The 12824-nt window shown below is 59.1% G+C and carries 10 protein-coding genes; 5 read left to right on the top strand and 5 right to left on the bottom strand.

Going from position 1 to position 12824, the window contains the following annotated elements; translation table 11 throughout:
- Nucleotides 1-4: 4 nt before the first annotated feature.
- The 5 genes from FB593_RS09750 to FB593_RS09730 form a co-directional block, all read right to left on the bottom strand.
- Complete coding sequence (locus FB593_RS09750; RefSeq protein ID WP_003500737.1) at nucleotides 5-862, bottom strand: carbohydrate ABC transporter permease; 858 nt, start codon at nucleotides 860-862, stop codon at nucleotides 5-7.
- Between the two features lie 4 nt (nucleotides 863-866).
- A complete protein-coding gene (locus tag FB593_RS09745; protein ID WP_003510821.1) occupies nucleotides 867-1778 on the bottom strand; it encodes a carbohydrate ABC transporter permease in 912 nt (303 codons plus the stop codon).
- A gap of 174 nt (nucleotides 1779-1952) precedes the next feature.
- Nucleotides 1953-3188, bottom strand: a complete 1236-nt coding sequence (locus FB593_RS09740; protein WP_013761547.1) for an ABC transporter substrate-binding protein — start codon at nucleotides 3186-3188, stop codon at nucleotides 1953-1955.
- Between the two features lie 54 nt (nucleotides 3189-3242).
- On the bottom strand, nucleotides 3243-4319 hold the full coding sequence (locus FB593_RS09735) for an ABC transporter ATP-binding protein (protein ID WP_035199430.1): 1077 nt from the start codon (nucleotides 4317-4319) through the stop codon (nucleotides 3243-3245).
- Between the two features lie 332 nt (nucleotides 4320-4651).
- Nucleotides 4652-5356, bottom strand: a complete 705-nt coding sequence (locus FB593_RS09730; RefSeq protein ID WP_003510818.1) for a GntR family transcriptional regulator — start codon at nucleotides 5354-5356, stop codon at nucleotides 4652-4654.
- Nucleotides 5357-5455: 99 nt separating this feature from the next.
- Here FB593_RS09730 and FB593_RS09725 point away from each other — a divergent pair, with 99 nt between their 5' ends.
- The 5 genes from FB593_RS09725 (at nucleotide 5456) to FB593_RS09705 (ending at nucleotide 12815) form a co-directional block, all read left to right on the top strand.
- On the top strand, nucleotides 5456-6613 hold the full coding sequence (locus tag FB593_RS09725) for an LLM class flavin-dependent oxidoreductase (protein WP_003510817.1): 1158 nt from the start codon (nucleotides 5456-5458) through the stop codon (nucleotides 6611-6613).
- A complete protein-coding gene (locus FB593_RS09720) occupies nucleotides 6613-7506 on the top strand; it encodes an aldo/keto reductase (RefSeq protein ID WP_035199429.1) in 894 nt (297 codons plus the stop codon). The genes FB593_RS09725 and FB593_RS09720 overlap by 1 nt, the downstream gene beginning before the upstream one ends.
- Complete coding sequence (locus FB593_RS09715) at nucleotides 7506-8030, top strand: flavin reductase family protein (RefSeq protein ID WP_013761544.1); 525 nt, start codon at nucleotides 7506-7508, stop codon at nucleotides 8028-8030. Before FB593_RS09720 ends, FB593_RS09715 begins: the two co-directional genes overlap by 1 nt.
- Nucleotides 8031-8262: 232 nt before the next feature.
- Nucleotides 8263-12231, top strand: coding sequence for an autotransporter domain-containing protein (locus FB593_RS09710; protein WP_145166522.1), 3969 nt, complete (start codon nucleotides 8263-8265; stop codon nucleotides 12229-12231).
- Complete coding sequence (locus FB593_RS09705; RefSeq protein WP_035199426.1) at nucleotides 12231-12815, top strand: invasion associated locus B family protein; 585 nt, start codon at nucleotides 12231-12233, stop codon at nucleotides 12813-12815. Before FB593_RS09710 ends, FB593_RS09705 begins: the two co-directional genes overlap by 1 nt.
- The last annotated feature ends 9 nt before the right edge of the window (nucleotides 12816-12824 follow it).

Raw genomic sequence — 12824 nt, 5'->3', positions numbered from 1 at the left:
CTGTTTAACCCTTAAGACCGCCGGCGGTGAGACCGGAGACGACGCGTTCCTGAAAGATGACGATCAAGATCGCAACCGGGACGATGCCGACCACCAGCGCCGCCGAGATGACGGGCCAGGGGAAAGCGAACTCACCCTGGTAAAGCTGGATGCCGACCGGCAGCGTGCGCAGTGCCGGATTGGAATTGAAGGAAAGCGCCAGCAGGAATTCGTCCCAGGCGTTCACGAAAGCGAGAATACCGGCGGTGAAGACGCCTGGCGCGCATAGCGGCACGACAACCTTGAACAGCGCGCCGATGCGGGTGCAGCCATCAATCATGGCGGCGTTTTCCAGATCGCGCGGGATGCTTTCGAAGAAGGATACCAGCATCAGCGTGCAGACCGGCAGGGAGAGCACGGTGTAAGGCAGTATAAGAGCGGTCCAGCTATTGAGCAGGTTGAGCGCACGCATGATCTCGAACAGAGGCACCAGCAGCGTTACCAGCGGGAATGTGGAAACGGCGATGATGAGCGAGAGGATCAGCGCCCGGTACTTGAGATCGAGCCGCGCCAGCGCATAGGCTGCCAGCACCGAAATCAGAATTGTGAGTGCCGTGGAAAGCAGCGCGACCATGAAGCTGTTGAACAGGAAGAGGTGCAACGGCTGGTCGGAAAAGGCCTGCATGTAATTGGCAAGCGTCGGCGCATGCGGAAACCATGTGATCGGTTTCACCGTCAGTTCCGCTTCGGTTTTCAGCGAGGTGAACAGGATCCATATTGCAGGAAACAGGCCGTTGACCAGCAATATGGAGGCGGCAATGAAGCGCAGCGGCTTGCCGGAGAAGAAGGAGGACAGACCGGAGGAGGTCGCAACGGTGCTCATGGGATCAGTCCTTCGTCCTGATAATGCGGAGATAAACGGCGGTGACGCACATGGAGAGCGCAAACATCATGACCGCCAGTGCCGAACCGTAACCGAGATCGAGGAAGGAAACGGTGTTCTGGTGAATGTACATGGCGAGCGTCGTGGTTGATGTGCCGGGGCCGCCGCCGGTCATCATGTATGGAATATCAAAGGTCTGCAGCGCCGTAATCGTACGGAAGATGAGAGCAACGACGATCGAGGGCTTTAGGAGCGGCAGCGTGATCTCGAAGAACTGCCTGAGCTTGCCGGCGCCATCCACATCGGCGGCTTCATAGAGCGAGCGCGGAATGGTTTGCAGCCCTGCAAGGATCATCAGTGCCATGAAGGAGGAGGTCTTCCAGATGATGGTCAGGCAAATGGCTGCGAAGGCCCAGTTCGGCGAGTTGAACCAGATGATGCCTTCAAAGCCCAGCCGGTTCAGCACATCGTTGACCACGCCGTATTCGTAGTGGAAAAACCACGCGAAGATGAGGCCGGCGAACGACAGAGGCAGCGCCCAGGGGATGAGCAGCGACAGGCGCATCGGCCATTGCATCGAAAACGGCAGGTTGGCGAGGAGCGCAAGGCCCAGGCCCATGAACAGCGCTCCCGGCACCGTTATCAGCGTTATCAGCACCGTATTCCAGGTCGTTTCCCAGAAAATCGGGTCATCGAGCATCGCCGTGTAGTTTTCAAAGCCGATGAATTCCGCCGGCAGACCTGATGTCAGCGAAAGGCTGAAAAACGAGGTGTAGACGAGACGCGCCACCGGATAGACGATGATAAGCGAAAGAAGAATGGCTGCAGGCGCCAGCAAAAGCACGGCAAGCGACCGGTCACCGAGATCGAGCCACCGCGTCCAGCGCGGCTGCGGTTTCTCGTCCACCCTGACCATTGTTCTCTCCGGCATCGTCACGTCTGCCACTCCCGCAACTGAATTCACGTCATCGTCTCCCGATCAGACCGGTTAAGTCCCGGCCCGTTTATCGCGCCGTTCAGGCGATTTTCACTGGTTCGGCCAAACAGGCCGGCAACGGCATGTCCTGCATGCCGCCCCCGGCCACAGGGCTTAGCGCAATACGCGGCGCAGACGGCTTTCCATCTGCTTTGCGCCGTCTTCCGGCGACATCACGCCCGCAAGCACGCCATTGACGGTGGTGCGGATCGTTTCGCTGACCTCGTTGTAACGCGGTGTGACCGGACGGGCCTTTGCCGTTTCAACAACCGGAAGAGCATCCGCAAACCAAGGGATGGACTTGGTCACATCAGCATCCTTGTAGAGCGAGGCATAGGTGGGCAGCAGCGCGGCATTGATGGCCATGAACTTCGAAACATCCTGACTGGACAGATATTCCACCAGTTTCTTGGCTTCGTCCTGCTGCTTGGAATAGGCGGAAACGCCGAATTCCCAGCCGCCGAGGCACGTCGTCTGCTCTCCGCCCTTGACGGCCGGCAACCGGGCGACGCCAACCTTGTCGTTCACTTGGGATTCCTTGCCCTGAAAATGGGTCCAGGCGTAGGACCAGTTGACGGCGAAGAGAACCTTGCCCGCCTGGAATTCCTTGCGCGTGTCGTCGGTCGCCACTTCGGAAATGTTCTTCTTGGAAATGCCTTCGTCGACGAAGCTCTTCCAGAGCTTCAGCGAATCCACGGCCGCCTGATTGTCGAAATTCAGCTTGCCGTTTTGAACCAGCGACTTGCCTTCGCTCCAGTAGGGCAGCAGGAACGTGCATACCGCACCTTCGATGGCCTTACCCTGGAAGGAGAGGCCCTGAAGTTCGGGGTTCTTTTCGCCCTCCATCACCTTTTTTGAGGCTTCCTTCAGCTCATCCCAGGTGGTCGGCGGCTGGATGCCGTATTTGTCCAGCAAGTCCTTGCGATAGTAGAGGAACATGGAATCGGCGAACGCCGGCAGCGCCACGATCTTGCCGTTCACGGTGTTTGCTTCTGCATAGGTCGGCAGGTAGGCGGACAAGTCCTTGCCGGAGAAATCGCTGGTCCAGCCAGCGGTTGCGAACTGTGCGGGACGGATGACATCGAGCATCAGCACGTCGAGGCTCGAATCCTTGGCAGACATGACGGTGTTGAGATATTGCGCCTGCATTTCGGAGGTATTGCCGCCGGTCTCGATCACGACTTTCACGCCCGGCGTCTTCGCCTCATATTGATCGAGCGCCTTGCGCCACACATCGGGTTGATGCTGGCTGGAAACGAAGATTTTGAGTTCGGCGTCGGCAAAGGCCTGTCCCGAAAAGCTGAGCATCGTTGCGCAGAGCGCCGCTCCCGTAAGGGCTTTGAATTTCATGTTTTCCTCCCGTTATTGAAATCTTGAAGCCGGGCCGGTGGCGGCCCGATCCTGTCACTGAATGGAGCGTTCCGTCGTCACGTCGAACAGGTGCACCTTCGATGGGTCGAGGCCGATCTTCAGTTCCTCATTCGGAGCCGGTTTCATCTCTGGCGGCATTCTCGCTGTCAGCGCCGCATCACCGAGGGTGAAATGCACCAGCGTATCCGACCCCAAAGGCTCCACCACCTGCACCTTGACGGAGAGCTGTGTGTCAAATCCCCCGGCAGGACCGAAATGTTCAGGGCGAATGCCGACGATGACCTCCCGTCCATCGAGCGCCGTTTCACGGGACGGTCTGACTGCTGCCAGTGGAAGAAAGTTGCCGTCCGTAAATGTCAGCCTGTCGCCGGTCACTCTGGCGCGGGCGAAATTCATGGCAGGCGCACCGACGAAACCGCCGACGAACACGCTTTCCGGACGGTTATAGACCTCGTCCGGCGTGCCCACCTGCTCGATATCGCCGCCACGCAGAATGACGATGCGATCAGCCAGCGTCATCGCCTCCACCTGATCATGCGTCACGTAGATGATGGTGGTGCCCAGCTGCTGGTGCAGGCGCTTGATTTCCGTGCGAACCTGTCCGCGCAGTTTTGCATCGAGGTTGGAAAGCGGCTCGTCGAACAGGAACACCTGCGGGCGGCGCACGATGGCGCGACCCATGGCCACGCGCTGGCGCTGGCCGCCAGAAAGCTGGCCCGGACGACGGTCCAGCAGATGGCTGATGCCCAGCATATTCGCTGCCTCATCAATGCTGGCATTGGCCTGCGAGGCGCTGACACCACGTACCTTCAGGCTGAAACCCATGTTTTCACGCACCGTCTTGTGCGGGTAAAGCGCGTAGTCCTGAAACACCATGGCGATGTCACGCTCGCGCGGCGGCAGTTTGTTGACAACGCGGTCGCCGATCATCACCTCACCGCCGCTGATGCTTTCCAGCCCGGCGACCATGCGCAACGTCGTGGATTTTCCGCAGCCTGAGGGGCCGACGAAAACCACGAATTCACCATCGTTGATTTCAAGGTCGATACCCTTGACGATGCGCAGGGCACCGTAACTCTTGTCCAGCTTGCGCAGGCTGACTGAAGCCATCTTTTCCTCCTCACGTCCGGGGCGTCCAAAATCCGATGAACGCAAACCCGGCATCAACCTTCAAATCCACGCATCGCTTTTCGAAAAAATCATCCCGATCGTCCGGCGATATCGTGGGACGGCCAAACGCCTGTCTCCCTAGGCCCGTGATATTACCTTTCGTCAAAAGGAAATCAATAGTGTATCAATTTTATTTCTGACAGAAATCAAAAACCGCCAAAGCTTTGATTTGTAGAAATATTTCAACCAAAATCCCTGCGTGGCAGGTCTCGGCTTCCTTGCCTGTGGTCAATTTTCTCTGTCCATGTGGATCACGCGAATTTCGTGCGTTTTCAACGTATGCGTGAAACGTACCGTGCGACGGTGTGATCGAACCATGTCCATGAGACTTCAGCCACAGCTCCGTCCTGACCCTGGCTCAGGCGAAGGACACGCGGCACCGACGCGCCGGGTTTCTGGCCGAATTGTGCAGGCGCCCATTCTGGCACTTCCCCGAGGTCGATGCGGTCTTCTGCCTTCGATATCCAGAGATTGAGGCGGGTGCGATAATAGAGATAGAGCGATTCCGACAGGTTCTCGATGGTAATCGTATCGACATAGGAACCGTCGAGCCAGATCTCCTCGATTGCCGCCGGTTTCCCCGCGATACGCCTCAGGCGGCGGATGCGGTGGCCTTCCGGCGATGTGCCAAAGGCGGGTAGGGTGGATGGCTTGGCAAGGCGGGCAACATCCAGCACCTCCGCCGTTGGCAGGCCACCGCCCTCGATCATCTCCAGCCGGAAGAAGGCATAAACGCTCTGGGGATCGCTGACCGCGCGGATATAATTGCCGGAACCCTGCACACGCTCCAGCAGTCCACGCTCCTGCAACTCCGCAAGCGCCTTGCGAAGCGTGCCGACAGCAATGCCGAGATCGGCTGCCATATCCCTTTCGGGAGCAAGCTTTTCACCATCTGTCAGACGGCCCGCAGCGACTTCGCGCACCAGCATTTCGGCGATCTGCAAATACATAGGCAGGCTGCCGCCCGTGTGTTTCATGATGCCATCCCCTCCGCAAAACAAAAATTGATACATCATTGATTTACATATTTCTTGATGTTATGCAAGAAAAACGAGAGCGCCTTGAGGAGGAATTGCATGACCGTCGTACCCGTTACATCCGCTGATCTCGATGCTGCCGAGGTCTCCTGGTTTTCTGCCCTTTGTTCCGATGATTACGCCTATCTGGGCGTGCCGGATGGCAGCCTGCGCTCCAGCTTCGAACATTGCTCGGATATCGTCAAAAAGGCCGAGGAACTCGGTTTTCGCAACATTCTCTGCCCCTCTTCCTATCAGGTCGGCCAGGACACGTTGAGCTTCGTGGCGGGTTGCGCTCCGATCAGTGACCGCATCAATTTCCTTGCTGCAATCCGTTGCGGCGAAATGCAGCCGATCATGCTGGCGCGTACGGTGGCGACGCTCGATCACATGCTGAAGGGTCGCCTGACGCTCAACGTCATCAGCTCCGATTTTCCCGGCGAGGTGGCTGACAGCGCGTTTCGCTACAAACGCAGCCATGAAGTCGTGCAGATTTTGCGCCAGGCCTGGACCCGTGACACGATTGACCATGACGGCGAGATATACCAATTCAAGGGTGTCTCCACCGAGCCTGCACGTCCGTACCAGCAGAATGGCGGTCCGCTGCTCTATTTCGGCGGTTATTCGCCGGATGCGCTGGAGCTGTGCGGCGCGCAATGCGACGTGTATCTGATGTGGCCCGAAACGAAAGACCAGCTCGCCGACCGCATGCGTGCTGCCCATGAGCGTGCCGCAGCCCATGGCCGCACGCTGGATTACGGCCTGCGAGTCCACATGGTCGTGCGCGATACCGAACAGGAAGCGCGCGAATATGCCGAGCATCTGGTTTCGAAGCTCGACGACGAATATGGCCAGCTGATCCGCAACCGCGCCCACGACAGCGGCTCACTCGGTGTATCGCATCAGGCGCGGGCCCGGGAACTGGCCGACAAGTTCGGTTATGTCGAACCCAACCTGTGGACCGGCATCGGCCGGGCGCGCTCCGGCTGTGGTGCAGCGCTCGTCGGCTCCACCGACAAGGTCCTTTCGGCGCTGGAGGAATACCAGAAAATGGGTATTCGCGCCTTCATCCTCTCGGGTTATCCGCATCTCGACGAGGCTGAACACTTCGGAACCAAGGTCCTGCCGCAAATGAAAACCTGCTCCCTGCCGCACGCATACGGCCGGGTGCCTTCTGAAACACCTGCCACGCCGCTGGGCAACGGGGAACGCCACTGATGGAACGTATCGCTCTTTCTGAAAACCTGGAACTTAGCCGCATCGTTTACGGCATGTGGCGCATCGGCGACGATGCTGATACTTCGCCTTCCCATGTACAGGCAAAGATCGAAGCCTGCCTGGAGCAGGGCATCACCACCATGGATCAGGCTGATATATACGGTGGATACACGGCGGAAGCCATTCTGGGTGCCGGCCTCAAGGCAGCTCCATCCCTTCGCGACAAGATCGAGATCGTGACGAAATGCGGCATCGTGGCGCCAGCCGGGCGTCACTCATCCGCCCGCGTCAAGCATTACGATACCACGGCTGGCCATATCAACGCTTCAGTCGAGGCCTCCTTGCGTGACATGGGCACAGATCGTGTCGATCTGTTGCTGATCCACCGGCCCGATCCGCTGATCGATCCCGAAGAAACCGGCAAGGCGCTCGATGCACTGGTAGCGTCCGGCAAGGTCAAGGCCGTGGGCGTTTCCAATTTCCGCCCGTGGGATTTCGCCCTGCTGCAATCGGCTATGAGCAATAGGCTGGTTACGAACCAGATCGAAATGAGCTTGCTTGCGACCGATAACTTCACCAATGGCGATCTGGCCTTCCTGCAGGAAAAGCGCGTTTCACCGATGGCGTGGTCGCCGCTTGGCGGCGGTTCGCTGTTTTCCGGTGCGCATGGTGGAACCATGGCTGCCCTGCAGCGCATCGGCAACGAGCAGGGCGTCGATGCCACTGCCGTTGCCATCGCCTGGCTGCTGCGGCATCCAGCAAAGATCGTGCCCGTGCTCGGCACCAACAATATTCAGCGCATAAAAACGGCGGCCGATGCCCTGCGCGTCACCATCGACCGCCAGACATGGTTTGAGCTTTACACACTTGCAATTGGAAGCGAGGTGCCGTGATGACAGTCGCAGAAGCGATCAAAATGCCCAATGAGCATGTATTTGTTCCCGGCGGCGAAAACAGCCGCAGCTTTCGCAATGCGCTCGGCGCTTTCACCACCGGCGTAACAGTGGTGACGGCAACGACGCCCGAAGGGCCGATCGGTATGACGGTCAACAGCTTCGCGTCGGTATCGCTCGATCCGCCGCTGGTGCTGTGGTCGCCTGCCAAAAATTCATCGCGCTATCCGGCCTTCAGCGGCGCAACGCATTTCGCCATCCATGTGCTGAGCGCAGATCAGGACGTGCTGAGCGCCCGCTTCACCCGCAACGGCCGCGCATTTGACGATCTTGACTGGGAAATCAACGACGAGGGCGTTCCGGTCATTCCGGGCACGCTCGCCCGTTTCGAATGCCGGCAGGCAGCAGCCCACGATGCGGGCGATCACACCATCATCGTCGGCGAAGTGCTGCGTGCCGCCCACCGCGATGGCGATCCCCTGTGCTTTTCAGGCGGAGCCTTCGGGCGGTTTTCAAAGCAGTAGGCATAACGGGATTTTCCCGTTCGATCTCGGCAGAGATTTACTCCAGCCATCTGTTGCTTATTTAACGGAGCACGCCTGTCGTGCTCCGTTTTTGTTTCGTCTGTCAGTAAAAACCACGCTTTGCGCTGTTCATACTGGAAATCATCTTTCAAACTGGCGTAGTTGATCTGATTCACAAAATGATTCGCTCGATCAAAGGAAGACCGCACGTCGCGCGGGTTAGGGAGACTGAATGTCCGCTTGTTTCTGCCATGTTTCGGAAGGGAAAACCTGTCCGACAGCGGAAATGCGTGCCTTGACGCCAAGCAGGCTTTTCGTCTGCGGTACGGCGGGTCTATTTTTCTTTATATTTTCGCTTGCCGCTACATCGGAGGCTATCGCCGAAACGTTGCTCTGGACGGGGTCCGATGGGGGTGACTGGTTTACCGACGCGGACTGGGGTCCGTCGCGCCGCGTGCCTGGTGCCAGCGATGATGTGATGATCGATACCTACGGCCCGGTCATTACGATAGGGACGAGCGCCAAAGCCCGTGAATTGTTGATAGGCACCGCGCCAGGGGCCGGCACGCTGGTAGTGCAGGGCGGCTTGCAGACAGATTCAGTTTTTCTCGGCGCTGTCAGTGGCGCGTCCGGCACCGCAAGTTTCATCGGTGCGAAATGGCAGAATGACGGTGATGTCTCCATCGGTGGCAGCGGCGTGGGTAACCTTTCCCTTTTGCACGGCACGACGGCATCGTCGAAGAACGTCCTTATTGGCGGAAGCGGGACTGGAAATGGCTCCCTCAAGCTCGATAACTCTTCCACTCTCACGACTTCCGACACCGTTTTTGTGAGCGGGTCGTCTTCCGGAGCTGGCGGCGGTGGAAATCTGGAGGTGCTCGGCGCCAGCGAGCTTTACAGCGCGAGAGGCGTTCTGGCCGAAGACCTCGGTACGACGGGAACCGCGCTGGTTTCCGGTGAAGACAGCCACTGGACCATGTCCGGGGATATGGTCGTTGGCGAAGCAGGCGTTGGTAAGCTCACCGTAACCGGTGGCGGCACGGTCATCAGTCAGACAACGACGGTGATTGCCAATCTGGCTTCTGCGGACGGAAGTTCCGTGACGGTAAGCCGTCTGGGCTCCGCGCTGCAAAGCGGCGGATCGCTCGTCGTTGGCAATTCGGGAGCTGCAACGCTTCTCGTAGAGGCCGCAGGGACCGTAACCAGTGGCGAGGCCATTATCGGCCGCCATTCGGCAAGTGAGGCGACTGTCACCGGCGACGGCTCGAATTGGAGGACCGGCGACCTGCAGGTCGGCGGCGATGTCGCCGATCCGGGCGGTGCCGCCGGCAATGGTAAGCTCAACGTTATGGCGGGTGGCTCCATTGATAGTACGACGGCGCGGCTTGGCGTTGTGGCGGGTGCAACGGGCGCTGCCGCCGTGGATGGGCAGGGCTCGGTCTGGACAGTCAACCGTGGCGATCTCGAGGTGGGTGTGAGTGGCACGGGTTCGCTGGCGGTCACGGGCGGCGGCCTTGTCGATGCAGCGAATATCATCATCGGAGCAAATGCCGGTGGTACTGGTTCCGCCCGGGTATCCGGCGCAGGCAGCAAATTGCAAAGCCGCGCCGATCTCAATGTCGGCCTTGACGGCAACGGTTCCATGACCGTCGAGGCCGGTGGCACGGTGGAAAGCCGCGACGGCTATGTTGCGGCCCATGGCGGTTCCACTTCCACCGTAACGGTGGCGGGCGACGGATCGAGCTGGGCGATGACCGGAACGTTTTTTGTCGGATACGGAGGCGGGACTACAGGAAATGTGTCGGTCAGCGCCGGCGGCGGTATCAAAGCTGCCAAGGTGATGCTCGGTGACCTTGGCGGTTCCTCCGGCACGATGACGATCACAGGAGCGGGTTCGAACGTCACCGCTTATATCGACAACGGCGTTGTGAACTCCGGCTCCGTCGATGTGGGTTTTGAAGGTTCCGGAAGCTTGACCGTTACGAACGGCGGATCGCTTGATGCCTATGATCTCTATGCGGGCAGTTCGGCGGGATCGACTGGAAACGTTCTGGTAAGCGGTGTGGGATCGCGCGTTGCGGTTGGCAATCTCATGGTCGTCGGCGATGCCGGAAACGGTTCCGTGGAGATAACCGGCGGAGCCTCGCTGGCTGCGCCCACTATTCTCATTGCCGCATCGGCGGGTTCCACAGGGGTGCTCAACATCGGAGCTGCCGCGGGCCAAACCGCCCGTTCAGCCGGTGCGTTGGAAGCGCGCACGATTGCTTTCGGTGCAGGCAACGGCAGCATCGTCTTCAACCATTCCGAGACCGGCTATATACTCTCAGCCGATATTTCAGGTGCGGGCAAAGTCGTTGCCGAAGCTGGCGTCACAACGCTTGGCGGCAATAACAGCTATTCCGGCGGCACCACGATTTCCTCCGGCACGCTGAAAGGCACCTCAAAAAGTTTCGGCTCGGGCGGCATCGCCAATGATGCGCAACTCGTTGTCGATGGTGCCGGCACGCTTTCCAATGCCATCAGCGGTACTGGCACCTTTGAAAAGACCGGCGATGGTAATCTGGTCTTGGCCGGAAATAGTACCTATACGGGCACCACTGCGGTTTCCTCTGGAAAGCTCAGCGTCAATGGTTCGGTTGCAAGCGCTGTTTCGGTCGGTACCGGCGCGACACTTGGCGGCTCCGGCACCATCGGAGGCCTGACCGTCGGCTCGAGTGGCACGCTCGCGCCCGGCAATTCGATCGGCACGCTGGCTTCCACGGGCAGCGCAACATTTGCTAGTGGCTCTCGCTATGAGGTTGAAATCGACGCCGCCGGCAATTCCGACAGGCTTGCCGTGACCGGAACCATCACTATCGACAATGACGTCAGTCTTGTCGTTACGTCGCTGGCGAACCAAACTGCCTATAGCCTCAGCACCCGCTACACGATCCTGACGGCAACGGGTGGAATTACCGGTACGTTTTCAAGTGTCGGCGAAAATTTCGCCTATCTGACCGCAAGGGTAGCCCGGAGTGCCGACGACGGCACCACCTATCTTTCCTTCGCCCGTGCATCACCGGATGCCGGCTTTCTGGCCGCTGAAACATCGACGCCCAATGCGCGCGGGGCCGCCAACGCCATAGAGGCGCTTGGGGAAAACTCGCCGCTCTACGAGGCGGCCGTGTTTCTGCAGCAGGGGGAAACGCAATCCGCCTTCGCGCAGCTTGCCGGGGAAATTCATCCCTCGCTTGCCATGGCTTTGATCAACCGCAGCCAACTCACCCGCGATGTCATTCTCAACCGGCTGCGCAGTGCTTTCGAAGGTGTCGATGCGCGCCCGATCCTGTCGGTCGCCTATGCTGAAGGCGGATCAAACCCGTTTGACATTGACGAGGGTTCACTCACGTTCTGGTCCAGTGGTTTCGGCTCTCGCGGCCGCATCGATGGCGATGGAAACGGCGCATCGGCCGACACGAAGGGCGGCGGCGTCCTCTTTGGTATTGACGGAAATCTGGCTGATGGCTGGCGTGCCGGGGTGGCGGCCGGTTACGGCCGCGATGTGATCAGCCAGGGTTCTCCCGCGGCATCTGCTGACGTGGACAGCTACTATGTGGCGGGTTATGCGGGCAAAACAATTGGCCCTGCATCCCTGCGTCTTGGTGCAACCCACGCCTTTCAGGATGTCGAAACGCGCCGGGCGGTTTCTTTTTCAACATTGAAGGAGGACCTCACCGCCGGTTACGACGCTTCCACCACGCAGGTCTTTGCCGAAGCCGCCTGGCGGTTCGATTTTGATCTCACCCATATCGAGCCTTACGCCAATATCGCTTACGTGAATACGCGGACGGATGCTTTCCGGGAGATGGGCGGTATCGCCGCCGTGTCTTCGGGTGCCGTCAGCCACGACGAGTTTTATTCGACGCTCGGGGCGCGCATCAGCCGTGACATTGCGTTGGAGGGGATGCTTGGACGCGCGATGCTCGATATCGGGTGGCGTCATGCCTATGGCGATCCGATGATGGAGAGCGCACTGTTCTACGATGGTGGCAGTGCGTTTTCTGTGACAAGTGCTGCCATGGCGCGCGACGTGGCATTGATCAATCTGGGGCTTAGCTACAATCTCAACCCATCCGCCACCTTGACATTCCGTTACGGCGCGGTTTTTGGCGCGGGTCTTCTGGATCAATCTGCTTCAGCCCAACTTGGAGTTCGTTTCTGATGAAGCGCAGTCAAAACACGCTTTGGAAAACGGCTCTCACGGTGTTCCTGTCCGCCGGTTTGGTGGCAGGCGGTGCTCCCGCGCAAGATGCAGAAAAAAAGGCGGCGGCGCCGTTGCGTGAGGTTCACGGGAGTTGGCAGCTTGCTTGCGTCGCGCCTGCGAAAAAAGATGATAATGACGCCAGTAAGCCGGTGGCGGAGACGGCAAAACCGCTCTGCGCCATCGCTCAGGTCCAGCTTGAGGAGAAGACACGCAAACTGGTCGTCTCCGTCGAGTTCCGGCTGGATGATGTCGGGACGCCGGGTAAGCTTTCCGGCACCATGGTCATGCCTTTCGGCCTTGCCGTCACAAAGCTGTTTTCGGTAAAATCCGGAAATGTGCGGTTGCAGGAAGTTCAGGTCAGCACGTGTCTGCCCGTGGGCTGCATCGTTTCCTTCACGCCGTTCGTCGAACTTGTAACCGCGCTGAAGGCCGGACAAACCCTGACGATAGAGGCCCCCGATCTGCAGGGCCGAACCGTTTCGTTCCAGTTGCAGGGACAGGGATTTTCCGAGGCACTGGAGCGCCTCGGAAGCCTTCATTAGAGCATTTTC

Source organism: Rhizobium sp. SJZ105, from assembly GCF_007828365.1.
In the GTDB taxonomy this organism is placed as follows: domain Bacteria; phylum Pseudomonadota; class Alphaproteobacteria; order Rhizobiales; family Rhizobiaceae; genus Agrobacterium; species Agrobacterium tumefaciens.
This window is presented reverse-complemented; position numbering and strand designations above follow the sequence as displayed.